At 65.3% G+C, this 26865-nt stretch carries 24 protein-coding genes; 17 read left to right on the forward strand and 7 right to left on the reverse strand.

The window, feature by feature from the left end; translation table 11 throughout:
- Positions 1-61: 61 nt before the first annotated feature.
- The 3 genes from HZZ16_RS27720 to HZZ16_RS27730 all read right to left on the reverse strand — a co-directional run bounded on the left by HZZ16_RS27720 (position 62) and on the right by HZZ16_RS27730 (position 3316).
- On the reverse strand, positions 62-1396 hold the full coding sequence (locus HZZ16_RS27720; protein ID WP_197953002.1) for a dicarboxylate/amino acid:cation symporter: 1335 nt from the start codon (positions 1394-1396) through the stop codon (positions 62-64).
- 84 nt (positions 1397-1480) lie between these two features.
- Positions 1481-2038 (reverse strand): biotin transporter BioY, encoded by a 558-nt coding sequence (locus tag HZZ16_RS27725; RefSeq protein ID WP_197953029.1) that lies wholly within the window; start codon positions 2036-2038, stop codon positions 1481-1483.
- A 90-nt stretch (positions 2039-2128) separates the two neighbouring features.
- Positions 2129-3316 (reverse strand): pyridoxal phosphate-dependent aminotransferase, encoded by a 1188-nt coding sequence (locus HZZ16_RS27730; protein ID WP_197953003.1) that lies wholly within the window; start codon positions 3314-3316, stop codon positions 2129-2131.
- Between the two features lie 204 nt (positions 3317-3520).
- On the opposite strand from HZZ16_RS27730, the gene HZZ16_RS27735 reads away from it, so the two are divergent.
- The 10 genes from HZZ16_RS27735 (at position 3521) to aat (ending at position 13478) form a co-directional block, all read left to right on the forward strand.
- Positions 3521-4921 carry a M48 family metalloprotease gene (locus HZZ16_RS27735; protein ID WP_197953004.1) on the forward strand — a complete coding sequence of 467 codons (1401 nt, stop codon included), beginning with the start codon at positions 3521-3523 and terminating at the stop codon, positions 4919-4921.
- 96 nt (positions 4922-5017) lie between these two features.
- Positions 5018-5785 carry a DsbA family protein gene (locus HZZ16_RS27740; RefSeq protein ID WP_197953005.1) on the forward strand — a complete coding sequence of 256 codons (768 nt, stop codon included), beginning with the start codon at positions 5018-5020 and terminating at the stop codon, positions 5783-5785.
- Between the two features lie 207 nt (positions 5786-5992).
- A complete protein-coding gene (locus HZZ16_RS27745; RefSeq protein ID WP_197953006.1) occupies positions 5993-6880 on the forward strand; it encodes a DUF1236 domain-containing protein in 888 nt (295 codons plus the stop codon).
- A 228-nt stretch (positions 6881-7108) separates the two neighbouring features.
- The gene (gene aroQ, locus HZZ16_RS27750; protein WP_197953007.1) at positions 7109-7576 is read left to right on the forward strand and encodes a type II 3-dehydroquinate dehydratase; all 468 of its coding nucleotides are present in this window, start codon (positions 7109-7111) and stop codon (positions 7574-7576) included.
- A 35-nt stretch (positions 7577-7611) separates the two neighbouring features.
- Complete coding sequence (gene accB, locus HZZ16_RS27755) at positions 7612-8106, forward strand: acetyl-CoA carboxylase biotin carboxyl carrier protein (RefSeq protein ID WP_197953008.1); 495 nt, start codon at positions 7612-7614, stop codon at positions 8104-8106.
- Positions 8107-8188: 82 nt separating this feature from the next.
- Positions 8189-9547, forward strand: coding sequence for an acetyl-CoA carboxylase biotin carboxylase subunit (gene accC / locus HZZ16_RS27760; protein ID WP_197953009.1), 1359 nt, complete (start codon positions 8189-8191; stop codon positions 9545-9547).
- 104 nt (positions 9548-9651) lie between these two features.
- On the forward strand, positions 9652-11178 hold the full coding sequence (locus tag HZZ16_RS27765) for a sensor histidine kinase (RefSeq protein WP_197953010.1): 1527 nt from the start codon (positions 9652-9654) through the stop codon (positions 11176-11178).
- Positions 11175-11615 carry a response regulator gene (locus HZZ16_RS27770; protein WP_197953011.1) on the forward strand — a complete coding sequence of 147 codons (441 nt, stop codon included), beginning with the start codon at positions 11175-11177 and terminating at the stop codon, positions 11613-11615. Before HZZ16_RS27765 ends, HZZ16_RS27770 begins: the two co-directional genes overlap by 4 nt.
- Positions 11612-12727: a sensor histidine kinase gene (locus HZZ16_RS27775; RefSeq protein WP_197953012.1), complete on the forward strand. Its 1116-nt coding sequence runs from the start codon at positions 11612-11614 to the stop codon at positions 12725-12727. The genes HZZ16_RS27770 and HZZ16_RS27775 overlap by 4 nt, the downstream gene beginning before the upstream one ends.
- A gap of 55 nt (positions 12728-12782) precedes the next feature.
- On the forward strand, positions 12783-13478 hold the full coding sequence (gene aat, locus HZZ16_RS27780) for a leucyl/phenylalanyl-tRNA--protein transferase (RefSeq protein WP_197953013.1): 696 nt from the start codon (positions 12783-12785) through the stop codon (positions 13476-13478).
- Here the strand turns inward: aat and HZZ16_RS27785 are convergent.
- Entirely contained in the window at positions 13475-14509 is a 1035-nt protein-coding gene (locus HZZ16_RS27785) for a DUF2155 domain-containing protein (RefSeq protein ID WP_197953014.1), read from the reverse strand. The genes aat and HZZ16_RS27785 overlap by 4 nt on opposite strands.
- 197 nt (positions 14510-14706) lie before the next feature.
- On the opposite strand from HZZ16_RS27785, the gene HZZ16_RS27790 reads away from it, so the two are divergent.
- On the forward strand, positions 14707-15714 hold the full coding sequence (locus HZZ16_RS27790; RefSeq protein WP_197953015.1) for a bile acid:sodium symporter family protein: 1008 nt from the start codon (positions 14707-14709) through the stop codon (positions 15712-15714).
- A gap of 46 nt (positions 15715-15760) precedes the next feature.
- Here HZZ16_RS27790 and HZZ16_RS27795 read toward each other — a convergent pair whose 3' ends face one another.
- A complete protein-coding gene (locus tag HZZ16_RS27795) occupies positions 15761-16699 on the reverse strand; it encodes a GlxA family transcriptional regulator (protein ID WP_197953016.1) in 939 nt (312 codons plus the stop codon).
- A gap of 104 nt (positions 16700-16803) precedes the next feature.
- Here HZZ16_RS27795 and HZZ16_RS27800 point away from each other — a divergent pair, with 104 nt between their 5' ends.
- On the forward strand, positions 16804-17490 hold the full coding sequence (locus tag HZZ16_RS27800) for a DJ-1/PfpI family protein (RefSeq protein ID WP_197953017.1): 687 nt from the start codon (positions 16804-16806) through the stop codon (positions 17488-17490).
- A 500-nt stretch (positions 17491-17990) separates the two neighbouring features.
- Here the strand turns inward: HZZ16_RS27800 and HZZ16_RS27805 are convergent, their stop codons facing one another.
- Positions 17991-18398, reverse strand: a complete 408-nt coding sequence (locus tag HZZ16_RS27805; RefSeq protein WP_197953018.1) for an NADH:ubiquinone oxidoreductase subunit NDUFA12 — start codon at positions 18396-18398, stop codon at positions 17991-17993.
- Positions 18399-18639: 241 nt separating this feature from the next.
- On the opposite strand from HZZ16_RS27805, the gene HZZ16_RS27810 reads away from it, so the two are divergent.
- From HZZ16_RS27810 to HZZ16_RS27830, 5 genes are all read left to right on the forward strand, one after another.
- Complete coding sequence (locus HZZ16_RS27810) at positions 18640-19359, forward strand: BA14K family protein (RefSeq protein WP_197953019.1); 720 nt, start codon at positions 18640-18642, stop codon at positions 19357-19359.
- A gap of 246 nt (positions 19360-19605) precedes the next feature.
- Positions 19606-20028, forward strand: coding sequence for a response regulator (locus HZZ16_RS27815; RefSeq protein WP_197953020.1), 423 nt, complete (start codon positions 19606-19608; stop codon positions 20026-20028).
- Positions 20025-22283: a CHASE3 domain-containing protein gene (locus tag HZZ16_RS27820; protein ID WP_197953021.1), complete on the forward strand. Its 2259-nt coding sequence runs from the start codon at positions 20025-20027 to the stop codon at positions 22281-22283. The genes HZZ16_RS27815 and HZZ16_RS27820 overlap by 4 nt, the downstream gene beginning before the upstream one ends.
- Positions 22284-22652: 369 nt before the next feature.
- Entirely contained in the window at positions 22653-23624 is a 972-nt protein-coding gene (locus HZZ16_RS27825) for an ABC transporter substrate-binding protein (RefSeq protein WP_197953022.1), read from the forward strand.
- A 7-nt stretch (positions 23625-23631) separates the two neighbouring features.
- Entirely contained in the window at positions 23632-25431 is a 1800-nt protein-coding gene (locus HZZ16_RS27830; protein WP_197953023.1) for a cache domain-containing protein, read from the forward strand.
- Positions 25432-25551: 120 nt separating this feature from the next.
- Here HZZ16_RS27830 and HZZ16_RS27835 read toward each other — a convergent pair whose 3' ends face one another.
- Entirely contained in the window at positions 25552-26448 is an 897-nt protein-coding gene (locus tag HZZ16_RS27835; protein ID WP_197953024.1) for a DMT family transporter, read from the reverse strand.
- Positions 26449-26865 lie beyond the last annotated feature (417 nt).

The following is a 26865-nucleotide window of genomic DNA, read 5'->3' on the forward strand; positions in this document are numbered from 1 at the left end:
AGATCTCGACCAGCCCTGTTGCTTCAAGGCCTGCAGCGCAGCTCGCGCTGCCGGAGCCGGATCAGTCGGTCGTGATCGCCGTCTCCATGTCGGTCGGATCGATCTCCTTGGCGAGGTTGGCATTGAGCTTGTCGCGGTCGAGCTCGCCTTCCCACCAGGCGACGATCACGCAGGCGACGCCGTTGCCGCACAGATTGGTCAGCGCGCGGCACTCGCTCATGAACTTGTCGATGCCGAGCACGATCGCCATGCCCGGCACGAGGCGCGGATCGACCACCGCGAGCGTCGCCGCCAGCGTGATGAAGCCCGCGCCGGTGATGCCGGAGGCGCCCTTCGAGGTCAGCATCGCCACCACTAGGATGGTTATCTGCTGGCCGAAGGAGAGTTCGACGCCGAGCGCCTGCGCGATGAACAGCGTCGCCAGCGTCATGTAGATGTTGGTGCCGTCGAGGTTGAACGAGTAGCCCGTGGGCACGACGAGGCCGACCACCGACTTCGAGCAGCCGAGCCGCTCCAGCTTCTCCATCAAGGACGGCAGCGCGCTTTCCGAGGACGAGGTGCCGAGAACGATCAAGAGCTCGTCCTTGATGTAGGCGAGGAACTTGAAGATCGAGAACCCGGCCATGCGCGCGATGAGGCCGAGCACGACGAACACGAACAGCGCAGCCGTGACGTAGAACGTCGCGATCAAGCCGAGCAGATTGAGGATCGCGCCGGTGCCGAACTTGCCGATCGTATAGGCCATCGCGCCGAACGCGCCGATCGGCGCCGCACGCATCACGATCGAGATGACGCCGAACACCGCGTGCGCGGCATCATCGATGAAGCTGCGGATGGTGTGGCCGCGCTCACCGAGGCTCATCAAGGCAAAGCCGAACAGGATCGCGAACAGCAGCACCTGAAGGATCTCGCCTTGCGCGAAGGCGCCGACCACGGTGTCCGGAATGATGTGCAGTACGAAGTCGACGGACTTCTGGCCGGCGGCCTGCTTGGCGTAATTTGCAACGGCCGCCTCGTTTGCCGCCGCGTTGCCGAAACCGGAGCCCGGCTTGACGAGATTGCCGACGACGAGGCCGAGCACCAGCGCGAAGGTCGAGACCACCTCGAAATAGACCAGTGCCTTGACGCCGATGCGGCCGACCTTCTTGGCGTCCTGGATATGGGCGATGCCGGAGACTACGGTGCAGAAGATGATCGGGGCGATCACCATCTTGATCAGCTTGATGAAGCCGTCGCCGAGCGCCTTGATCCACTCGTTGGTGGCGACGGACGGCCACAGCCATCCGACGATGGCGCCGAGCACGATGGCGATCAGCACCTGGATGTAGAGGACTTTGTACCACGGCTTGGCGACGGGCGGCGCGACCGGCGCCCCCGCTATCGTTGTCGTCGTCATCGGCGTCACTCCCCTCACAACATTTGGCCAGCCAAGATCAACTTGGCCGGCCCTGTCAATTGGAACTACGCGTGTTGGCGCGCTTTACCGGCGAGGCTCGACCAGCCGGCGCGCCGCCGGCATCAGGGTCGCGCCGAGCGCATTCTTGACCAGCGAGGCCGCGATGAACGGCACGATGCCGACCTGCCAGGCCTTGGCGGCGCCGAGGCCAAGGCCGAACGCCAGCCAGCCGAACCCGGTCGCGAGAATGACGATGTGGCCAACAGCCATCGCCGCAAACAATAGCACGACGCTGCGATCCCAGCCGCGCTCGGCGAGCCAGCCGGTCACGAACGCGGCCAGCACGAAGCCGAACAGATAGCCCGCGGTCGGGCCGACCAGCGGCGCGATCCCACCCACGGGGCCGGCGAACACCGGCAGCCCGATCGCGCCCTCGGCGAGGTAAGCGATCATGGTTGCGCTGCCAAGGCGCCAGCCATAGGCGGCACCGATCATCAGCACCACCAGCGTCTGCAGCGTCATCGGCACATAGGGCAGCGGCAGATTCACCTTGGCCGACAGCGCCATCAACGCGGTGCCGAGCGCAATCAGCACGACGGCACGGAGCGCCCCGACGGCTTCGCCCGGTCGCGTCGGCCACATCAATGCGGCGAGAGAAGAATGTGGCGTAGCGGCGGACGGGGCGGAACGGTCAGGCACGTCGAACTCCGGAAGGCTATCGAAAACTGGCCGCTATTTAAGCCAGTGAGCGATCCGGTCAACTGCCTCCCGCATCTCATCGAGCGAGCGTGCATAGGAAAAGCGGATGAATGAACGGCCATGGACAGGATCGAAGTCGAGGCCGGGCGTTGCCGCCACGCGCGCCTGCTCCAGCATCTGCTTGGCGAACTCGAAACTGTCCGAGGTGAAGTCCGAGACGTCGGCATAGAGATAGAAGGCGCCGTCAGCCGGCAGGAATTTCGTCAGTCCGGCCTTGGGCAAACCATCGATCAGGACACGCCGGTTTTCCTGGTAGCCGTGCTTGATCGCCTCCATCTCGGCCGCGCCATCGAACGCGGCCTCCGCCGCGATCTGCGACAGCGAGGGCACCGAGATCGAAAGGTTCTGCTGCAGCCGCTCGATCGGCCGCACCAGGATCTCGGGCACCACCATCCAGCCGACGCGCCAACCGGTCATGCAAAAATACTTCGAGAACGAATTGATCACGAGCGCGTGCTCGGACAAAGCGGCCGCCGTCACCGCCGGAAACGCGTAATCGAGCCCGTGATAGATCTCATCGGAGATGAAGCGGATGCCGGCGTCTTCCGCGGCCGTGATCAGGCCAGCGAGCGCTTCACGGGACATCATCGTGCCCGTCGGATTGGCGGGGCTGCCGACCAGAACACCTTTCAGCGGCGTCTTGCGATGGGCCGCGATCAGCGCCTCGCCGGTCAGCGCGTGACGCGTCTCGTTCGTGGTCTCGATCAGCACCGGCTCGCAGCCGAGCGCGGTCAGGATGTGTCGATACGGCGGATAGCCTGGCACCGTCACGGCGACGCGATCGCCGGGCTCGAACATCGACAGGAACGCCAGGATGAAGCCGCCGGACGAGCCCGTCGTCACCACGATCCGTTCGGGGCCGACATCGCAGCCATAGGTGTCGCGATAATGGCGCGCGATGCGCGCGCGCAAGGAGGGGATGCCGAGCGCCGAGGTGTAGTCGATTCGTCCGGCCTCGAGCGCCGCATGGGCGGCCGCGATCGCACTCTTGGGTGCGCCGGCCGCGGGCTGGCCAACCTCCATGTGGATCACATGACCGCCGGTGGCCTCGATTCGAGCCGCCGCGGCCATGACGTCCATCACCATGAACGGGGGAACATCGCTGCGGCGGGAGGGCTCGAGCCACTGCCCCAACCGGTTCCTCAATGTCGCGTCGTGCATCGATTTCTGCTATTGGCTGGCGAACCGGTCCATCCGGCCCGAAAATGGGGCGCTTGCGCCCCAGACTGGCCGCATTATACGGCTCATAAGGGCACCGTTCACAAGGGCATATCGCGTATCCGGTCCGCCGCCAATCGCCAAAACCAATCACGAAACTGCTTGACCAAGACCATTGACCGAGCCCCTTTTGACCAAGACCGCTTGATGTCGCTCCAGATCGCATCGCGCAAGAAGGCCTCCGCCCTCACCGCCCTCGTCACGGCCACGGCGATCGCGCTGACGCCGTTCTCGGCCGCGCGCGCGCAGGCCAAGGGGCCGCCAGTCCTGCGCGACACCGAGACCGAGCAGCTGCTGCGCGAATACACGCGCCCGATCCTGCGCGTTGCGGGCCTGGAGAAGCAGAACATCCAGATGGTGATCATCAACGACGGCTCGTTCAACGCGTTCGTCGCGGACGGCCGCCGCATCTTCGTCAATTGGGGCGCGATCCTGCAATCGGAGACGCCGAACCAGATCATCGGCGTGCTCGCGCACGAGACCGGACATCTGGCCGGCGGCCATCTGTCCAAGCTGCGCGAGCAGCTCGCCGCCGCCCAGACCCAGATGATCATCGCGATGCTGCTCGGCGCCGGCGCGATCGTCGCGGGCAGCACCCAGCGCAGCAGCACAGGCAACAACGGGCTCGCCAATGCCGGCGCCGCCGCGATCGCCGCTCCGCAGGAGGTGATCCGCCGCTCGCTGCTCTCCTACCAGCGCCAGCAGGAGGAGAACGCCGACCGTGCCGGCGTGAAATTCCTGGCTGCGACCCAGCAATCGCCCAAGGGCATGTACGAGACTTTCAAACGCTTCAGCAGCGAGAGCCTGTTCGCCGCGCGCGGTGCCGATCCCTACCTGCAGTCGCATCCGATGCCGGCCGAGCGCGTCGCAGCGCTACAGGAGTTCGCAAGCTCCAGCCCCTACTGGAACAAGAAGGACGATCCCGCGCTCCAGCTCCGGCACGACATGGTCCGCGCCAAGATCTCCGCCTTCATGGAGCGGCCGGAGACGGTGTACCGCCGCTATCCCCAGACCAACGACAGCCTGCCGGCGCGCTATGCCCGCGCCATCAGCACCTATCTGCACGGCGATCTGCGCAGCGCGCTCGCCCAGATCGACGCGCTGATCCAGGTGCAGCCGAACAACCCGTATTTCTACGAGGTGCGCGGCCAGGCGCTGCTCGAAAGCGGCAAGGCGGCCGAAGCGATTGCTCCCTTGCGTAAGGCCGTCGCCCTCTCGAACAACGCCCCCCTCATCGAGATGTTACTTGGGCAGGCTCTGGTCGGAACCGATAATAAGGCCTACACCGACGAGGCCGTTCGGATTCTCCGCGCCGCGGTGGCCCGGGAGCCCGAAGCGGCGCTCGGTTATACCCAGCTCGCGATGGCCTATGGCCGGAAGGGAGATTATGCGGAGGCAGATCTCGCCTCGGCCCAGGCCGCATATTTGCGCGGCGACAACAAGACCGCCCGCGAGCTTGCCACGCGCGCGAAAACCCGTTTCGCCGTCGGCACGCCCGGATGGGTCAAGGCCGACGACATCGTTGCGGCGAAGCCGCCGCGCAACTGACGCAATTCGAACGACGCCCGACCACGACGTCACGACACCGGGCTTGAATCCGCCGGGACGTTTCTCGAAACCTGCTTTGGATAAGAGGATTTGACTATGCCTTCGCTGCGCCTGCTCGCTCCTGCCTTGTTCGCGCTCGCCATGTTCGGCGCAGCCGCGCCCGCCTCGGCCGACAGCTTCTCCGATAGCCAGCGCACCGAGATCGAGAAGATCATCAAGAACTATCTCGTCAGCCATCCCGAGGTGCTCGAGGAGGCCATGGCCGAGCTCAGCAAGCGCCAGGCCGCGGCCGAGACGCAGAAGCACGAAGCCAGCATCGCGCAGAACGCCGAGGCGATCTTCAACTCGCCGCGCCAGGTCGTGCTCGGCAACAGGGACGGCGACGTCACCTTCGTCGAGTTCTTCGACTACAATTGCGGCTATTGCAAACGTGCCATGGACGACATGCTGACCCTCATGAAGGGCGATCCGAAGCTGAAGGTCGTGCTGAAGGAGTTTCCGGTGCTGAGCCAGGGCTCGGTCGAAGCGGCGCAGGTCGGGGTCGCCGTGCGCATGCAGGACCCCTCCGGTAAGAAATATCTCGACTTCCACCAGAAGCTGCTCGGCGGCCGCGGCGCCGCCGACAAGGCCCGCGCGATGCAGGCCGCCAAGGAAGCCGGTCTCGACACGGCTCGCATCGAGAAGGACATCGCCAGCCCCGAGGTGCGCGCCACCATCGAGGAGAATTTCAAGCTCGCCGAAGCGATGGGCATGAACGGCACGCCGAGCTACGTGATCGGCAAGCAGATCGTGATCGGCGCCGTCGGCGTCGAAAGCCTCAAGGAGAAGATCGGCATTGCCCGTTGCGGCAAGGCGACTTGCTGATCACAGGTTTTACCATACCGAGTACAGCAAAGGCCGGCAGACATGCCGGCCTTTTTCTTGCGGGGAACGTTGGCGCCTTCGTGCAAAGTCATTCATCTGGCGTTCAACAAACAAAAGCCGCGGAACAGTCGAAGTTCCGGAACAACTCAAATCTCCTTTCGTTGTCGGCGCGGGCAATGACGCGAATGAACACGTGAGGAGAATTCGATGTTGAACCGCTTTATGATTTCAGTTGCCGCAGTCGCCCTCGTCGCGGGCGCCGGTCTGGCGAACGCACAAGACAAGGGCCGCGACACTGGCGCTGGCTCGCAGCAGATGCAGCACTCCCAGCCCTCCGGCGGCGCCGCCGAGCGCGGTGGCTCGATGGGCCGGGATTCCATGAGCCATGACAAGGGTACCGTTGGCCAGGCCGGCGGCTCCGGCACGATGAAGTCCGAAGACAAGTCCGGCGCGATGAAGGACGAGCGCTCCTCGGGCGGCGCGATGAACAAGAACGCGGCCGAGGACAAGGCCGGTGCCACCAAGGGCCAGCGCACTGACGATCGCGCGCAGGGTCAGATGGACAAGTCCCAGCAGGACAAGTCCAAGAGCATGAGCCAGGACACCAGCAAGTCCGGCAGTAAGGACCAGAAGGACATGAAGGCTGAGGGCAGCAAGAGCGGCACCTCGACCAGCAACGCCGAGACCCAGAAGGGCACCGGCACGAGCACCAGCCAGAAGGCCCAGGGCCAGACCGGCACCAGCACCAACCAGAACGCGCAGGGCCAGACTGGCACCAGCTCGACCCAGAACGCGCAGGGCCAGAGCTCGACCACGGTCGGCCAGGCCGGCGCCGCTGCCAAGCTTTCGACCGAGCAGCGGACGCAGATCACGTCCGTGATCCGCGAGGAGCGTGTCGCCCCCGTGACGAACGTGAACTTCTCGATCTCGGTCGGCACCCGCATCCCGCGCGAGGGCATTACCCTGCACGCCCTGCCGTCGCGGGTCGTGACCATCTATCCGGAGTGGCGGACCTACAAGTACATCCTGGTCCGCGATGAGATCGTCATCGTCAATCCGGACACCTATGAGATCGTGGCCGTCCTGAACGTCTAAAGGCCGGACACCGGCAATCTCGGGGGCGGGCAGCTTGCCCGCCCCTTTGCTTGCGCTCGGCAGCCACGCTTTCGCCTGGTTAACAAGCAATTTCCGTAGTTTCCGCACAGGTTTTTGCGCACTGGATGAGGTGCTTGAACCCGGCCCTCAAGGCCCTTCAAGGCTTCCCCTCACGCGCTTTGTTACCTATAACCCCCGCCACGCCGAAACACCTCTTCCGGGATTGGAATGGCCGAACCTGCAACCGACACGATCCTCGTCCTGAACGGGCCGAACCTCAACATGCTGGGGACCCGGGAGCCCGAAAAGTATGGCCATGCGACGCTGGCCGACGTCGAGGCGCTGTGCCGGGAGACCGCCGCGACGTTCGGCCTGAAGGCGGATTGTCGGCAGTCCAACCGCGAGGGCGAGCTGATCGACTTCATCCACGAGGCGCATCGGCGCAAGATGAAGGGCATCATCATCAATGCCGGCGGCTATTCCCACACCTCGATCGCACTGCACGATGCGCTGCTCGCCGTGCAGATTCCGACGGTCGAGGTGCATGTGACCAACATCCACGCCCGCGAGAGCTTTCGTCACCATTCCTACACCGCGCGCGCGGCTTTCGCCTCGCTCTGCGGTTTCGGCATCGAAGGCTACCGCCTCGCCATCCAGGGCCTTGCCGCCAAGCTCGGCATCAAGCCCAACGCCTGACGCTCCCTTCCATCAGAACATTCGGATCAAACAACATGGCGCGCCAGCCAGACGACAAAGCAGCCGCAAAGTTTTCCAGCGAGGATTCGGCGCTCGTTCGCGAGCTAGCACTTCTGCTCGATGAGACCAGCCTCACTGAGATCGAGATCGAGCGGGCGGGCCTGCGCCTGCGCGTCGCCCGCAACATCAGCGTCGCCGCGACCATGCCGATGCCGATGCCAGCCGCACCCGCCGCGCTTCCGGCGGCCGCAAGCACCGCTGCGGCCGCCCCTGCCGCTGCCGATCTGTCGAAGCATCCCGGCGCCGTGACCTCGCCGATGGTCGGCACCGCCTATTGGGCGCCGGAGCCGGGCGCAAAGCCGTTCATCGACGTCGGCACCAAAGTCTCGGTCGGCCAGACCCTGCTGATCATCGAAGCCATGAAGACGATGAACCAGATCCCCTCGCCGCGCGCCGGCACGGTGACGCAGATCCTGGTCGAGGACGGCCAGCCGGTCGAGTACGGCGAGCCGCTGGTGATTATTGAGTGACGCGAATGGGGAATAGCGAATAGCGAATGGCGTCAGCCTTCCCTACTCGCCATTCGCCACTCGCCATTCGCTGCAGGACAACATGTTCGACAAGATCCTCATAGCCAATCGCGGCGAGATCGCCCTTCGCATCCTCAGGGCCTGCAAGGAGCTCGGGATCGCCACCGTCGCCGTGCACTCCACCGCCGACGCCGATGCCATGCATGTGCGGCTGTCGGACGAGAGCGTCTGCATCGGGCCGCCGGCGTCCAAGGACAGCTATCTCAACGTGCCTGCCCTGCTCGCGGCCTGCGAGATCACCGGCGCCGATGCCGTGCATCCCGGTTACGGCTTCCTCTCCGAGAACGCGCGGTTTGCGGAAATCCTCGCCGAGCACAATCTGCACTTCATCGGTCCGAAGGCCGAGCACATCCGCCTGATGGGCGACAAGATCGAGGCCAAGAAGACCGCCAAGCGCCTCGGCATCCCCGTGGTGCCCGGCTCGGACGGCGCCGTAGGTCCCGACGACGATGCGATGGCGATCGCGCGGAAGATCGGCTTCCCCGTGCTGGTGAAGGCGGCGGCGGGCGGCGGCGGCCGCGGCATGAAGGTCGCGCACAGCGAGGCGGACCTCCAGGTGGCGCTGTCGACGGCGGCCAACGAGGCCAAATCCGCCTTTGGCGATGCCTCCGTCTACCTCGAAAAATACCTGCAGAAGCCGCGCCACATCGAGATCCAGATCCTCGGCGACGGCCGCGGCGGCGCAATCCATCTCGGCGAACGCGACTGCTCGCTGCAGCGCCGCCACCAGAAGGTCTGGGAAGAAGGCCCCTCGCCCGTGCTCGCCGCCGCCGCGCGCGCGAAGATCGGCGAGACCTGCGCGAAAGCGATGCGCGAGATGAAATATCTCGGCGTCGGCACCATCGAGTTCCTGTACGAGGACGGCGAGTTCTACTTCATCGAGATGAACACCCGCATCCAGGTGGAGCATCCCGTCACCGAAAGCATCACCGACATCGACCTGGTGCTGGAGCAGATCCGCATCGCCGCCGGCGGCGACCTGCCGGCCAAGCAGGACGAGGTCCAGGTCATCGGCCATGCGATCGAGTGCCGCATCAACGCCGAGAATCCGCAGACCTTCCGCCCCTCACCCGGCCGGATCCTGCAATATCATCCGCCCGGCGGCCTCGGGGTGCGGATCGATTCCGCCGTCTACCAGGGTTACACCATCCCGCCTTATTACGACTCCCTCGTCGGCAAGCTGATCGTGCACGGCAAGACCCGCGCCGAATGCCTGATGCGGCTGCGCCGTGCGCTGGATGAGATGGTGGTCGAAGGCATCGAGACCACGCTGCCGCTGTTCCGTGCGCTGGTGCGCGAAGCCGACATCATCAACGGCGACTACCACATCCACTGGCTGGAGCAGTACCTGGCCGGCAAGGCGGAACCCGCCCCACGATAATCACCCCTCATGGAACCCTTGGCCCCCAATCGCGTTCTGGAGGGTTGGGGCCAGTTCCGAAGGGGCGTTTTGATCTCCATTGCACGAAAAACAGGTGAATCGTCGTGACGGCTGAAGGCCAGCGACGGCGCGCATTCTGGCAGATCCTGCTGTTCGCAGCGGGCCTCTTAGTGCTGACCGTGATCAGCGCCGGCTCCGTCTACCTCGTCAACAGGGCGCGAGAGGACAACAAATGGGTAATTCACACCATCGAGGCTCAAAACCAGATTAATGCCCTCCTGCTGGAAATCCGGCGTGCGGAAAGCACCGCCCGAGGCTACCTGCTGACCCGAAGATCGGATTTCAAGGAAGACCATGACAAGGCCGTAGCTGCGATCGTGCCTGCGCTCGACAGGCTCACACGCCTGATCGGCGACAATCCGCAACAGCGCAAGAGCATCGACACGCTGAGTTCGGCGATCGAGACGCGACTCGGCCAATTCGCGCAGGAGATGGATTTCATCCGTCAGGATCAGCCGGAGAAGGCCGCAGCGTTGGTTAGCGAACTCGCCTCCACCGATACCACGGCCGCGATCGCCGAAGTCGCGACGGGGATGCTCCGGGAAGAGGAGCGGCTGTTCCGCCTTCGTACTGTCAACTCCGACCGCAGCCAGACCCTGGCCGCCTCGATGACCGGTATCGGATCCGGCCTGGTCGTGGTGCTGGCGCTGATCTCGATCTGGCTGGTGCGGCGTTCGACAGGCGTGCGCGACGAAGCCGAAGCGCGCCTGCGCGATGCCAACCTCAATCTCGAGGCTATCGTCGACGAGCGCACGGTGGACCTGCGCGAAGCCAACGACGAGATCCAGCGCTTTGCCTATATCGTCAGCCACGATCTGCGCTCGCCACTCGTCAACATCATGGGCTTCACGAGCGAGCTCGAAGAGCTCGGCGCCGACATCTTCCGCCGCATCGGCAGCCTCTCGCACGCCCCTGCGGAAGGAGCGCCGCTCGCGCCCGCCGTGCCGGGCGAGATCGCGCTCGAGGGCGCCGACAAGCAGCTCGCGGAGGATTTCTCCGAAGCGCTCGGCTTCATCAAATCGTCGATCGCCAAGATGGACCGGCTGATCTCCGCCATCCTCAACCTCACCCGCGAGGGCCGGCGCGAATTCCAGCCGGTGAAGGTCGATACGCGCGAGCTGATCGAGGCCATCGTGGCGACGCTGGCGCACCAGGCCGCCGAGGCGCAGGCCGAAATCCACCTCGAGCCCTTGCCGGACGTCGTGAGCGACCGTCTCGCGCTCGAGCAGATCTTCTCCAACCTGATCGACAACGCGATCAAATATCTCAAGCCCGGCGTGCCCGGCGAGATCAGAATCCGCGGGCGGACCAAGCTCGGCTACGCTATCTTCGAGATCAGCGACAACGGCCGCGGCATCGATCCCAAGGACCACCAGCGGATATTCGACCTGTTCCGCCGCGCGGGAACCCAGGATAAGCCCGGCCAGGGCATTGGTCTTGCGCATGTGCGTGCACTTGTGCGTCGCCTCGGCGGCACCATGTCGGTATCATCGGAACTGAATGCGGGCAGCACCTTCACGATCACGCTGCCGATCGCCTGGAACGTGAGCAACCGGAACCGAGATCGATGACCCAGCCTGTCACCATCATCATGATCGAGGACGACGAGGGCCATGCCCGCCTGATCGAGCGCAACATCCGCCGCTCGGGCGTCAACAACGAGATCGTCTCCTTCGCCACCGGCACCGAGGCCATGCGGCACCTGTTCGGCGCCGACGGCTCCGGGCGCGTGCAGAAGCGCAACGCGCTCCTGATCCTGCTCGACCTCAACCTGCCCGACATGACCGGGATCGACATCCTGAAGCAGATCAAGGAGAACAAATACCTGAAGGCCTCGCCCGTGGTGGTGCTGACCACCACCGACGATTCCCAGGAGATCAAGCGCTGCTACGAGCTCGGCTGCAACGTCTACATCACCAAGCCCGTCAACTACGAGAATTTCGCCAACGCCATCCGGCAGCTCGGGCTGTTCTTCTCGGTCATCCAGGTCCCGCCCGCCGCCACATGAACCAGCGCACGCCGACACTGCTCTACATCGACGACGACGAGGCGCTGGCGCGCCTGGTCGATCGCGGCCTGACGCGGCGCGGCTTCCGGGTCGTCCATGCCGCGAGCGGCGAGGAAGGCCTCGAGCGCATCCGCCGCGCCGCCGCCCAAAACAGCGCCGAAGGCGGCATCGACGTCGTCGCGCTCGATCAGTACATGCCGGGCCTCGACGGGCTCGAGACGCTCGAGCAGATCATGGCGATCCCAGACGCGCCGCCTGTCGTGTTCGTCACCGCCTCGCAGGATTCCAGCATCGCAGTGACGGCGCTGAAGGCGGGAGCAGCCGACTATCTGGTCAAGGACGTCCAGGGCGACTTCATCCCGCTCCTCCATGTCGCCGCCGAAGGCGCATTGCGCCAGGCCGAGCTGCAGCGCGCACGCGAGGAAGCCGAGGCCGAGATCCACGCCTCGCGCGACCGCTACGCGGCGCTCGCCGCCGAACGCGAGCTCCTGCTGCGCGAGGTCAACCACCGCGTCGGCAACTCGCTCCAGATCATCGCCTCGCTGCTGCACCTGCAGGCAAGCTCCGCCGCGCAGGACGAGGTCAAGGCGGCGCTGACCAATGCGATGGGCCGCGTCGCCGCGGTGGCGCAGGTGCACCGCCGCCTCTATACCTCGCAGGACCTCAAGAGCGTGGTCCTCAATCAATATCTGGACTCGCTGCTCGAGGATCTGCGCCGCTCGGCCGAAGGCAACCGCATGTCGCGCCTGACGCTGAAGGCCGAGCCGATCGAGATCGATCCCGACCGTGCGGTCGCCGTCGGCATCATCGTCAACGAGTTGGTGATGAACGCGGTGAAATACGCCTATCCCGACGGCGCCGGCCCGATCCATGTCGAGCTGATCTCGCAAGGCGACGATCTCCTGCTCTCGATCACCGACGACGGCGTCGGCGACAACGCCAAGGCCGATCCGCGCTCCACCGGCATGGGCCAGCGCATCGTCGCGGCCATGGCCTCCAAACTCGACGCCACGGTCGAGCGCGATCCCACGCATTCCGGAACCCGGGTCGTGCTGAAGTTCGGCCGCATGCCCGCAAGCGTCGGCAAGACCAGCACCGCTGCCGCGAGCTGAGCGGTCCGGACGCACCCATCGCAACTGCATTGCGATCCTGCTATGATGGCAAGCCATGACTTCGCGCGACTCCGCCCCGTCTGAAATCACACCGGCCGTGCTGCTGCGCGCTTATGCCTGCGGCATCTTTCCGATGGCGGAAAGCGCCGACGATCCGACCCTGTTCTGGGTCGAGCCGGAGCTGCGCGGCGTCATCCCGCTCGACGGCTTCCGCGTCGCCTCGCGCCTCGCGCGCACGGTGCGCTCGGATCAGTTTCGCGTCACCGTCAACACCGCGTTCAAGGCGACCATCGCCGGCTGCGCGGCGCCGCAAGTGGGCCGCGAGGATACCTGGATCAACAAGCGCATCCGCGACCTCTATGGCGGGCTCTTCGAGCTCGGCCATTGCCACAGCGTCGAAGCCTGGCAGGGCGACGAGCTCGTGGGCGGTCTCTACGGCGTCAGCTTAGGACGTGCCTTCTTCGGCGAGAGCATGTTCCACACTGTGCGCGACGCCTCGAAGGTCGCGCTGGTGCATCTGGTCGCGCGGCTCATTCACGGCGGATTCGAGCTGCTCGACACCCAATATGTCACCGAGCACCTGAAGAGCTTCGGCGCCGTCGAGATCTCGCGGCGACGCTATACCACGATGCTCGACAAGGCGCTGGCGGGCGAGCCCGGCGATTTCCTCAGGCTTTCCGCCGGCGAAGCGATCCCGGGTGCACGCGCCCTCGAGATCATCGCCTCGCGGCATAACGAACAGCTCGGTTAACGGCCGAATCCGGGGATGCCGAACAGACCCGGGCGCTGCTCCGGTGGTGGCGGCGGTGGCGGCGCCGGTTGCTGCTGCTGAATCGGCGGCGGCTGCGGCGGGCGCTGCTGCACCTGCTTCGGCGCCGCCTTCTTCTGCGCGGGCGGCGGTGGCGGCGGCTTTGCGGCGGCCGGATCCGGTGCCGCCGTCGCCACGGTCTGCTGCGGCTCTTTGCAGTCGGTCAGCCAGATGTCGTAGATCGGATGCTCGACGCCGTGCAGGCCGGGGCTCGCCGCGTACATCCAGCCCGAGAAGATCCGCTTCACCTCGCCCTGCAAGGTGATCTCGTCGACCTCGACGAAGGCGTCAGTGTTGGCCGCTTCAGTCGCCGGACGCGTGTAGCAGGCGTTGGTTTTGACGCGGAGCGCACCGAACTGGACGGTCTCGCCGATCTCCTCGTCGAAATTGATGATGCGCCCGGTGATCTTGTCGAGGCCGGAAAACGTCGCCTTCTTGTTCACGATCTTCTGGGCCGGCGGCTCGGTCACGACCTCGTCGCCCGGCTGGAGGCTGGCCGGCGCCTGCGGCACGGCGCCGCCCGGACCGCCCTTCTGCTGGGGCTGACGCTGACCGGGCGCCCCCGGAGGCCCTTGCTGACCCGGCGGAGCGATCGCGGCGGAAGGCGGCTGGTTCGGCGGCGCGAGGGTCGAGCCGGGCGGCGGCGCCAGGGGCTGGGTCTCGACCGGCCCCGGCATCACGTTGCCCTGCCGGCCCGGAGGCGGCATCGGGCGCGACGGCAGCACCCGGCCCTGCGGCGGCAGCTCCGGCACCTCTTCGTCGTCCTCGGGCATCGGCTGCGGCTGGGGCTGGCCGCGCGGAATGTTGCCGGGCGGCCGCAGCGGCGGCGGATCGGAGAAGATCGTGCCGATCTGCGCCTGAGCCGGCGTCGCAGCCGTCAGTGCGGTCGCGGCCAAAAGCGCCGCAAGGCCGGTCAGGGAAAAGGTTTTGAACATCTCGCGCGGCTTCAACAGCGAATCGGGCTCGTTGGACATTCTACAGGGGATACCGCCGCTCGCAGGCCCTCCGGTTAACACGCCGAATACGGCGGGGGAAGGGCGGCAACCCTGCCCGTCCCGGTCTGGCCAGGCCAGCTTCGGGATGGGATAGTCGTGAGCCCCTCCCGGGGCCGCAGGCGGGCATGCCCCCAAAAACGACACCAACTTGGACGCACCCGACAATACCTAGAGAGATGCCCTCCTCCCTCCGAGCCGTCCTCGCCCTTCCCCTGCGTGCCCTCGCCTGGCTTGGCGGCCAGGGCACGCGTGCGGTGGCAGCGATCGCCTTCATCGCGGTCGCGGTGCCGCCGCTCGGCGCGCTGCTGCGCCCCTATGTCACCGAGGCGATCTTCCTTCTGCTCTGCATCTCCTTCATGCGCGTCGATCTCGTCGCGCTGTACGGGCATCTGCGCCGACCGGCGCTGGTCGCAGCCGCCACGGCGTGGACCACAATGGGCGTGCCGCTGATCGTCGCCCTGCTCGCTCATGGAAGCGGGCTCGACAGAAGCTCACCCGGTCTCTTCCTCGCGCTGATGCTCCAGGGCATGGCTTCGCCGATGATGGCAGCGCCCGCGCTCGCCGCGCTGATCGGCCTCGACGCCACACTGCCGCTGGTCACACTGGTCACCGCGACCGCGCTCGTGCCTTTCACCGCCTCGCTGTTCGCGAGCCTCTTTCTCGGCGGCATGCTCAGCATCTCGCCGCTCGCACTCGGCCTGAAACTGCTCGGCATCCTCGCCGCATCGCTGCTGGCCGCAACACTCATCCGCCGCCTGTTCGGCACCGAGGCGATCCAGCGCCACAAGCGGCCGATCGACGGTTTCAACATCGTCATCCTGCTGGTGTTCGCATCCGCCGTCATGGGCGACGTGGCGCACGATTTCGTGGCCGATCCGCTGTTTGCGATCGCCGTCGCGCTGCTCGCCTTCGCGGTCTATTTCACCCTGCTCGCCGTCACGACATTGATCTTTCGCCGCGCCGGCACCGAGCGCGCCTTTGCCATCGGCCTGATGGTGTCACAGCGCAATCTCGGCCTCATGCTGGCCGCAACCGCCGGCGCATTGCCGCCCAGCACCTGGCTCTATTTCGCGCTGACGCAGTTTCCGATTCACCTTGCGCCCTACATGCTGATACCGATCGCGCGGCGCATCATGGTGCGCGCCGATGCCTCCAGCGCGCCGGTCACAAGCGGCACCACTTAGCACGGCCTCTCGGTCACTCGCACACGCGATGTCCGAGCACCTGCCCTTAGCCCGCCCGCGCCGCGCGCCGCAGGGCCTGCGGCGGCTGGCCATACGCGCGGATGAAGGCGCGCCGCATGCGCTCGGGGTCGCGGAAGCCGGTCACCTCCGCCACGCGCTCGATCGCTTCGCGCGAGGACTGCACGCGTTCGCGCGCGACTTCGAGCCTGAGCCGCTCGATCGCCTTGGAGGGCGTCGTGCCGGTCTCCGCGGCAAAGGCGCGGGCGAAGTGCCGGGCGCTCATGCCGGCGCGGTCGGCGAGATCCTCCACGGTCAGCGGCGCATCGAGGTTTTCGCGCGCCCAGGCTAGCAGCGTGCCGAAGCGTCCGTTCGGCGCCTTCAATTCCAGCAGCGAAGAGAATTGCGACTGGCCGCCGCTGCGGCGGTGATAGAGCACGAGCTGCCGCGCAGTTGCCTGCGCGATCTCCTCGCCGTGGTCCTCGGTGATCATCGCGAGCGCGAGGTCGATGCCGGCGGAGATCCCGGCCGAGGTCCAGACATTGCCGTCGCGGGTGAAAATCTGGTCCGGCTCGAACTTCACCTTGGGAAAGCGCGCGACGAACTCGCGCGTCCGTCCCCAATGCGTGGTGGCGCGGCGGCCGTCGAGCAGCCCCGCCTCGGCGAGCAGGAAGGCGCCGGAGCAGACGCTCGCAACCCGCACGCCGCGCCTTGCCAGCCGCTGCACGAAGGCCCGCGTGATCTCGCAGCGCGCGGCCTCCGCGACGCCCATGCCGCCGGCCACGACCAGCGTGGTGATCGCGTTCGCCGTCTTGAAGTCACGCGCCATCATCTCGACACCCGACGTGCTGCGCACCAGCCCCGGCTTCGCCGCCAGCACGCGAATGGCCGGCGCCTTGCCGAGGCAGCGCGCTGCGATCTCGAACGCGGAGATCGGCCCCGCGGCATCGAGAAGTTGGAAGTCCGGAAAGATCAGGATTCCGATCATGAGCCAAGCCGAAACGTATGTCCGAAAGTGAGGGAATTATGCCATTCCGGACAGAAGAGCACCATGCCATTCTGCCGGCGTCAAGCGCATTATCGGAGGCTCCCATGTCGTCACCGCTCCAGATCGGAATCCTGGTTTTCCCGCGCGTCACCCAGCTCGACTTCACCGGTCCCTTGCAGGTGTTCGCCATGGTCCCCGACGCAAAGCTGCACCTGATCTGGAAGCGGATCGAGCCGGTGCCGAGCGATTCCGTGCTGACGCTGACGCCGACCACGACCTTTGCGGATTGCCCCCAGCTCGATGTCATCTGCGTACCCGGCGGCCAGGGCACCAACGACCTTCTCAACGACGAGGACGTGCTCGAATTCCTGCGCAAGCAGGCGGCAGCCGCCAAGTACGTCACCTCGGTGTGCACGGGATCGCTGGCCCTCGGCGCTGCCGGCCTGTTGAAGGGCTACCGCGCCGCCACCCATTGGAGCGCAATGGAGATGCTCGCACAGTTCGGCGCGATCCCGACGAAGACACGCGTCTGCGTCGATCGCAACCGCATCACCGGCGGCGGCGTCACCGCCGGGATCGATTTCGCGCTGACGCTGGTCTCGATCATGGTCAATCGCACCACGGCCGAAGCGATCCAGCTCCAGATGGAATACAATCCAGCCCCGCCGTTCAATGCGGGATCGCCCGACACCGCGCCCGCCGAGGTGCTGGCGCTGCTGAGGGAGCGCAGCGCGCAGAACCAGGCGCGGCGGCTCGAGGCGGTGCAGCGCGCGGCTGAGAGGGTGAATTAGACTCTCCTCTCGTGTCCCGGACGCGGTGCGGCGCGAAGTGCCGCTCCGCAGAGCCGGGACCCAGTAAGCTACGAAATACAGCGAGGAGAGATGGGCCCCGGCTCAGCAGCGCACCGCTGAAGAAGCGCTGCGCTGCTTCCGGGGCACGAGACCTCATGCGGGCCGCACCAGAAAAAGGCCGCTCGGTTTCCCAAGCGGCCTTTCCTGTCTCACGGTGGCTGCACATTCACATCGGGCGATGTCGGAGCTTCCAGACCGGGGGCCTATCTCCCGATCGAGTCCTTCCTCGGCGGCCGCTGCATCTCGGGACAGTCGCGAACTGTTGCCCGAACCGAACGCGATGGTCTCCCATCTCCGTAAGATGGGATCATTGAGCCGCATCGCGCGCCTCGAGGCAACTCCCGCGCAAGCGGCATCCCCGCTGTTCCCGTTGTCCACAGCGGCGCGGATGCATGTGCATCCGCTTTGGACGATGGTGGTTCGTGGGTGGGCCGAAAGGGCTAGCCGGGCGTCCAGGGCTGATAGTCGCCGGTCGCCTTGGGACGCCTGCCGCTGGCCAGCGTCGAGCCGGAGGGGCGATAGGCCTTCGCCGTGCCGGTGAGATTCGGCTCGTGCGGCTTTTCCCACTCGCGCGGCTGGTAATTGATCTCGGTCGGCGGCTTGTCGACGACGTGGTGGATCCAGCCATGCCAGGACGGCGGAATCCGGCTCGCTTCCGCATAGCCGTTATAGATCACCCAGCGCCGCTCAAAGCCGAGCGCCGGATCGATCGCCCCGCCACGGGTGCGGTAGTAACGGTTGCCCTGCTCGTCCTCGCCGACCAGCTCGCCATACCGCTTGGTCCAGAGCTGGGTGCCAAAGGTCTGGCCATTCCACCAGGTGAAGAACTTGAGGAAGAATTGTTTCATGCGGCAAGGGCCCTGCTTCGTCGGGTCCTGATGCCATCCGGGCGGCGAAATGTCCAGTTCGGCAGGCGTGGCGGCGCCCCCACAAATCCGCCTACCGCGCACGCCCCTGCCGCAAAGCGGACGCGATTCATTCATGCCCGGTACAGCGGCAGGACCTGAGGCTCCATTCGCGCGCAAACCGGCGTGATCCCAGGAACCGCCGCGCTTTCGCAGGGTTGCTTTCCGGGAAAGGAGTTTAACCATGAACAGTCTGAAATTGTTGAGTGCCGCCGCGACGGTGGCGTTGGTTCTTCCCTTGGCGAGCCCGAGCTTGGCGCAGCAGAGTCGTGCAGCCGCGGTCGGAGCGGGCGGTGGCGCCGCGATCGGCGGCGGTGGCGGCGGTGCTCACGTCGGTGGCGGTGGCTTCGGTGGCGGCGCGCGCATGGGTGGCGGCGGCGCGGCCTTCCATGGCGGCGGCGGCAACATCGGAGGCGGCGCGGCGATGCGCCCAGGCGGCGGCAGTTTCGCAGCCGGCACTGCGGTCCGTCCGAGCGGCGGCACCTTTGTTGGTGGCGCGGCAACGCGCGCCGGTATCTCGCCGACGTTCAGCGGAACGCGCAGCGTCGCGACCGCCTCGCCGGGCACCTGGAGCGGCAGCGGCGGCACGTGGACCGGCAGCGGCGGAACGTGGAGCGGCGGTTGGCGCCACCACCACCACCATCATCACCGCGGCGGCTTCTGGCCGGGCTTCGCCGCCGGCGCCGCAATCGGTGGCCTCGGCTCTTACGCCTATTACGGCGGCGGGTACGGCTATTATGACGATCCCTACTACTATGACAGCTACTACGACGAGCCGACGGTTGCGGTGGTGCCGGATGTCGGCGGCGATTCCGCGGCCTATTGCGCACAGCGCTACAAATCATACGACCCGGCCTCGGGCACCTATCTCGGTTACGACGGCCGGCGGCATCCCTGCCCCTGAGCAGATTGCCCAGGTCTGAGGCGAAAGGCGCCGCAGCGATGCGGCGCCTTTTTCGCAATCGGCGTCTTCCTCACCCGCTTCGGCCCCATCACGCTCGCGCGCATGAGGATACATACAAATCGACGCAAATGGACCTTTATGCACCGAACCGTGCATATCCATCGCAATCCAATCCCAAATTGACCGGACCCACGATTCGCGGATATCACAAATCACAGTGGGGACATCGATCTTCTGGGAAGTGTCATGCCGCGTATTCTCGTGGTTGATGACGATCCGATGGTCGGCGCGACCATCGAGGTCCTCCTCCAACGTCAGGGCTTCGACGTCACGCTAACCGACGGCGGCGAAACAGGACTGGCTGCGCTGGAATCGCAAGCCTTCGACGTGATGCTGGTCGACATCTTCATGCCGCATATGCGCGGCTTCGAATCCATCCGTATCTTTCACGAGCGCGCCCCTGCCACGCCGCTGATCGCGATGTCGGGCTACGCCTTCGCCTCCTCCGCCTCGCCCTCTCCCGATTTTCTCCGCATGGCGCTGGAACTCGGCGCAACGCGCTGCCTGCGCAAGCCATTCACGCCGGAAGCACTGCTGACCACGATTCGGGAATGCCTCGCCGGCGCGGACGCGAGCGTGCCGCCGAAGGACCAGAAAGAAGCCCCTTGATCCCAACGCAGCGCGTCATTCTCGGTGCTGGACTTGCCATCCTCCTGATCATCACCGCGGCCTCGATTGCCCTCGACGTCAAGTCGCGGTCCGACGCGGCGTCGGTGAACCACACCGTCCAGGTGCAGAAGAAGATCTCCGATCTGCGCGTGCTGCTGCGTCGCGCCGAGAGCGCCGCGCGCGGCTACGAGCTCTATCGCACCCAGGGCTTCAGCGACGAGTTCCAGGCGGTGCAAGCCAAGATCGCACCGGCCCTCGCAGAGCTCAAGCGTGACGTGCGCGACACCCCCGATCAAGTCGCCCTGCTTGAGGGCACCGAGCCGCTGGCGCTGCGCCGGATCGAGATCGCCGCCACCGCGATGCGTCTGCGCGCCGCCAACGACCAGGCCGGCATTGCCGCGCTCAACAGCAAGGCCGAGGGCCGCGGCCTCATGGACACGGTGATGGGCAATCTCGACCGTCTGAGCGCGGAGGAAGAACGCCTGCTCGCCGCCCGCTCCCAGGATTCGCGCCGCACCGGCATCGTGCTGCTCGGCATCGACGTCGCCGGCGCCGTGCTGATCCTGCTCCTGGTCGCGTTGGTGATGCGCGAAAGCCGCCGCACGACGGGTGAGCTCCAGAGCTCGCTCGAGCAGACCCAAGCCGCCAAGACGGCGCTCGAGGCGGCGGTGGCCGAGCGCACCGAGCACCTCGTCGCCGCCCATGACGAGCTTCGCCTGTCGGTCAACGTGCTCCAGAGCACGTTTCGCAGCATGGCGGAGGCGGTGCTGGTCATCGACGCCGAGGGCACCGTGCTGCTGTCCAATCCGGCCGCCGAGCGCATGCTATTGCATCGTACCGGCATGAACGTCGGCAATCTGCGCGCGCTGTCCGACGTGTTTCACGGTGACGGCGTCACGCCGCTTGCGGCCGACGAGCTGCCGTCGACGCGCGTGCTGCGCGGCGAGCAGTTCGAAGAGCTGGAGATGATCGTCCGCCCGCACAGCGGCAACCCGCTGCGCCATCTCATGGTCAGCGGCCGGCCGATGCGGGATGGGCAAGGCAACATCTCCGGCGCGGTGCTGGTCTATCACGACGCGACGATCTCGCGCGAGACCGAGCGGCAGCTGCACCAATCGCAGAAGCTGGATGCGATCGGCAAGCTGACCGGCGGCGTCGCGCACGACTTCAACAACATGCTCACCGTCATCTCCGGCAACACCGAGACGCTGGTGGAGAAGTTGAAGGACCAGCCCGAGCTGCAGCGCACGGCCCGGCTGATCGACGATGCCGCCGAGCGCTGCGCCGAGCTGATCCAACACCTGCTGGCGTTCGCGCGCCGGCAGCCGCTCGAGCCGCGGAACGTCGACATCAACGCCGCGATCTCCGACATCGCAAAGCTTCTGCGCCCCACCCTCGGCGAACAGATCCAGATCGAGACCGTGCTGGAGCAGGGGTCGATGACGACGCATATCGATCCGTCCAGGCTCACCAACGCCGTGCTCAACATGGCGATCAACGCCCGCGACGCCATGCCGAACGGCGGCAAGCTGCTGCTGGAGACCCACCGCGTCGTTCTCGACGAGGCCTATGCGCAGGCCAATGCGGACGTGACGCCCGGGCCTTACGTCATGCTCGCGGTCAGCGACACCGGCACCGGCATGTCCGTGGAGATCCAGCAGAAGGCGTTCGAGCCCTTCTTCACCACCAAGGAGGTCGGCAAGGGATCCGGCCTCGGCCTCTCCATGGTCTACGGCTTCGTCAAGCAGTCCGGCGGCCACATCAAGATCTACAGCGAAGAAGGCCACGGCACCACGATCAAGCTCTATTTGCCGCCGGGTGAAGGCGCCGCGGAGGTCGCAGCCGGTATCACACCGCAGGCCGAAGGCGGCGCCGAGACCATCTTCGTGGTCGAGGACGATTCCCTGGTCCGCAACTTCGTCACCGCGCAGCTCCAGAGCCTCGGCTACAAGACGATCGCCGCGCCGGACAGCAAGGCTGCGCTGGATTTGATCGAGGCCGGCCAGAGCTTCGACCTGCTGTTCACCGACGTCGTCATCCCCGGCGGCATGAGCGGCCGCGAGCTCGCCGAAGAGGTGGCGAGGCGCCGGCCGGGCGTGAAGGTGCTCTACACCTCCGGCTACACCGACAACGCCATCGTCCATCACGGCAAGCTGGATGACGGCGTGCTGCTGCTGACCAAGCCCTATCGGAGAAACCAGCTCGCGGAGATGATCCGGAAAGCGCTGAACGGCGGAGGGATAGCGGCGAACTAGCGCGTGAACTGCCGAAGTCGCGCGGCAGTCACACGATCTCTGAGTTCGAGGGCACTGGCTCAAGATGTGAGTTCCAGTTGTTCTCGTAGCTCGCCCGGATCCGCGCCGGAGGTGTTCCGACACCGCGTTGTGCAACGAGTAAGGCCGTTTTGATCCCAATCGGGTCGGTCTCAAGCAAAAATCAAGCCCATCTCAAGGACAAATCGTCTCACCAGCCCAGTCTCTGAGCATGCTCTCGGCGACAAATGTTGGAGCCGGTGTCGTGGCAGTCCGCTTGCAGAGCGCGATTACCGAGCGCAGTCACCAGATGCACAGCTACGATTTTGGTCTGCGGCCGGAATTGACGTCGCAGCTTCGACAGGTGCTCGCATGAAAAGACGAGAGTTCATCTTGTTGATTGGTGGAGGACTGGTCTGGCCTGCGATCGCGCGGGCGCAGGACGGAGCCAAGCTGCATCGTATCTTCTGGGTCTCGACCCAGTCCGAACCGGATCCCTTCCTGGACGGCTTTCGCGAGGGAATGCGCGCGCTCGGTTACGTCGAGGGCAGGACCGTAACCTTGGAGACGCATTATGCCCCTGAAAATCCGCAGGCACTGCGCAAGATCGTCTCCGAGTTGCCGCGAGGGGATGTCGACCTTGTGGTCTCGAGCGGTCCGGCGACGCGTGTCATGACTGCAATCACCGACGTCCCCGTGCTGTTTGCATTGAGCGGTGACCCCGTCGCTCTGGGCGTGGTGAAGAGCCTTGCTCACCCCGGCACCAATTTCACAGGCAGCACATTCCTGTCGCTCGAGCTGGCAGGAAAGCGCGTCGAACTGCTCAAGGACCTTTATCCAAAGCTGCGAAAACTGGCAGTCCTCTCGAACACGGATCATCCGGGAGAGCCACTGGAATGGCGTGCGACTTTGGAGTCGTGCCGGAATCTCGGGATTGATGCAGCCTACGTCCCCTTCTGCGGCGCTCGCGAAATCGAGAATGGGTTGATGGCTGCCGGCAAGGTGAACGCGGATGCTCTCCTCGTGTTTCCCGATGCCGTGACGCTGGTGCATCGTGCGAGGATTGCGGAGCTTGCAATCGCGCACCGGCTGCCTTCGATGTTTGGCTGGTCTGAATATTGTGACGCTGGAGGTCTCTTGAGTTACGGGGCAAACCAGCGCACGACCTATTTTCGGCTTGCCACTTATGCCGATCGCATCCTGCGCGGTGAAGATCCGTCAGATCTTCCGGTGATGCGTCCCGAAAAGTTTGAACTGGCAGTCAATCTGAAAACAGCCAGGCTTCTGGGGATCGACCTGGATGTGTCGTCGATCCTGTTTCGCGCCAGCAAGGTGATCTCCTGAGATAGTCATGACGGACGGTGCTGCGCAGTCCTCTTCGTGTACGATGCCTCCGCGTCGTTCGCTGTTCTGCAAGTACTTCGCGACGTTGTTTGTCGCTGCCGTGGTGCCTCTGATACTCGGCGCGGCGATCGAGGCTTCTTTCGGTTACCGAGACCAGCGCCGCCAGATCAGCGCGGTGCTGCAGGCCGATGCTCGCGCGGCGTCCGACAGGATCGAGGCGTTCACCGATGGCATCCGAGATCAGTTGGGTTGGATGGTGCAGCTTCCCTGGTCTGCCGGAGACGATGCTCAACATAAGATCGATGCCTTGCGCCTCCTCCAGCAGGTGCCTGCAATCGTTTCGGTTTCGCTTCTGGATGAGACCGGCACCGAACGGGTCTTTGTTTCCAGGCTGCTTCTGAATCGGACCGGGCGCGGCATTGATATGTCTACGGATCCCGCTGTTCAGGGCGCACGCGGCAACAAAGTCTGGTACGGACCGGTTCAGTACCAGCGAGATTCAGAGCCCTATATGAGGGTCGCGGTTGCCGGGAGCCTGCCTGCCGCAGGGGTTGCGATCGCCGAGGTCAATCTGAAGCTGATCTGGGATGTCATCGCAGCCATTAGGATTGGCGAGACCGGCTACGCCATAGTTGTCGATGATTCCGGTCATCTGATCGCACATCCCGATATCAGTCGGGTCCTGCGCGGCCGCGCCAGCTCGGGCAGTTTTGGCCGGATCAAGCATCTCGTTGGCGCGGCGAGCGGAGCGGCGGTGATAACCGGGGAGCGAGGCAACCCGGTGGTGGCGCTATCCGTTCAAGCCGCCGATTTGGGATGGACGGTGATCGCGATGCAGCCGACCTCGGAAGCCTTTGCCTCAATTCGCGCGGCCTTGTGGCGCTCCTCAATCCTCATTGCCTTTGGTGTTCTTATCGCGCTGGCGCTCGCCTATTGGCGCGCGCACAGAATGTCCGGCCCGATCAAGCAATTGGAAGAGGGCGTGGAGCGGATCAGAACCGGACAATTCGAGCATCGCATCAAGATCTTCAGCGGTGACGAGTTTCAGCAATTGGCGTTGCGCTTCAATGAAATGGCTTCTGAACTGGCGATCTCACAGCAGAAATCTGCGCGGATCGAACGGCTGAAGCAGTTCCTGCCATCACAGGTCGCCGAATTGGTCGAACATTCTCATGAACTGCTCGAAGCGCAGCGACGTGAAGTGGCTGTCATTTTTGGCGACTTACGCGGCTTCACGGCGTTCTCCACGCGCAATGAACCTGACGTCATCATGGCGGTCATGCGAGATTACTACGCGGCCGTCGGCGCCGTGACGACTCGTCACGAGGCAACCCTCATAGGCTTTGATGGCGACGGCGTCATGCTCCTGGTCAATGCTCCGGTCACATGCGAACAGCCGGCAACTCAAGCGGTCCGACTCGCGATCGACCTGCAAATGACGGTGCAGTCCCTTGCCGGCAGATGGTGTGACGCCGGCCACGCGATCGGCTTTGGTGTGGGCGTTGCCATGGGACCGGCAACGGTAGGTACGGTTGGCTATAACGGTCGGCTGGACTACACGGCGATGGGAGCCGTGGTGAATTTGGCGTCGCGGCTCTGCAATCTCGCGAAGGACGCGCAGATCCTGGCTGATCCCACGATCGCCGGGAAGGTAAGGGATAGCGTTCCGTTGGCATCGCTCGGACAGCGGAACATCAAAGGCTACGACCAGGCTCTCGAAGTCTTTGCTGTCGCATCCGCTGGCCTGCCGTTGAAACTGCCGGGCTCGGCACAACGCGGGCGAGAGAAAGAGCCTCAGGACCACTGATACCCCGGCGTCCGGACACCTAAAGCGCGATGCGATTAGGATCAATCGTCATCGCGCTTTAGGTTATTGTTTGAGCATGACCTTCTCGGAAAGCCGCTATACGCTTTTCCGGATCATGCTCTAGCGCGTCGCCATCACCACGGCGGCCAGCGTGAGCAGCAGCGCTGCGATCTGCCCTGCCCCGAGCGGCTCGCCAAGGGCGAGCGCCGACGTCACGACGCCGATGACCGGCACCGCCATGGTGCCGATCGCCGCGACCGAGGCCGGCAGGCGCGCGAGCGCGGCGAACCAGCTGACATAGGCGATGCAGAACTGCCCGACGATCGAATAGACCAGCAGCCACCAGCCGAGCGGCGTCACCTGCGCCAGATGCGTGGTCTCGATCAGGAGGCCGATGATCGAGATCGGCAGGCAGCCGATCCCGATCTGCCAGGCCGCTGCGGTGATCGGCGGCAGGTGGATCGGGTACTTCTTCGAGAACACCGTGCCCACGGCGAAGCCGAAAGCCCCGGCGAGCGCCATGACGATGCCCGGCAGCTTCTCGACGCTGGCGGCAAGGCCATTGCCGCCCATGATCGTGGCGAGGCCGGCGAAGGCCAGCAGCAGCCCCAGCGTGCGCAGGAGCGTCGGCTGCTCGCCGAGGACCGGCCAGGCGATGATCGAAGCCCAGACCGGCATGGTGTAGGCGATCAGCGCCGCCTCGCTCGCCGGCAGCCAGAGCAGCGCCAGCCCCATCAGCACCATCCAGCCGGTGACGTTCAGCACGGCCGAGGTGAGGAGCCGCGGCCAGATCGCCCCCTGCACCTGCAGGCTTTGCCGGCGCAGCACCGCAAGCAGCGCCAGCAGCAGCGCGCCGAGCACGCCGGTGACCCCGCGCAGCGTCAAAGGCGGCAGTTCGGCGAGCAGGAATTTCGTCGCCGGCCAGTTGAAGCCCCAGCCGATCGACGTGATCGCAAGGAACATCAGGCCGGCCGGGGCGATGCGCGGCCGCACGCCCGGCGGGGTCGAATCAAGCATTTGGGTAGCCCGGCAAATCTGGCGGTCAGCTTGGCCCGGATTCGCGGGTCTCACCACCGCTTTTGCGGGCAGTCCCGCCCTCACCCACCGTAGGGCTACGTGAGTCCGGCTGACGCAATCCCATTGCTCAAAAAGATACCTGCCCTGTGAACAGCGGGATGAAGGCTCACCATCATCACGGCATGCAAATTTTTTCGGTTGGGAATCCCTGAGGACTCACTGATACTTGGCCCCACGACAGGCGCGGCGAAGAACCCTGTTATCCCCCACAATCCACCATATTTAGTATTTGATTCAGGAACTCGCACTAGTTCTTGACGGGCGCAACGGAGAGTCCTAGCTTTCGGTCCGTTCGGCGCGAGTGAGTTTGCGTCCCGCCGGCACTCCCCCCAAAGGGTCTCGCAAATTTCAGCTCCG

This window comes from Bradyrhizobium glycinis (assembly GCF_016031655.1).
GTDB classification, from domain to species: Bacteria; Pseudomonadota; Alphaproteobacteria; order Rhizobiales; family Xanthobacteraceae; genus Bradyrhizobium; species Bradyrhizobium glycinis.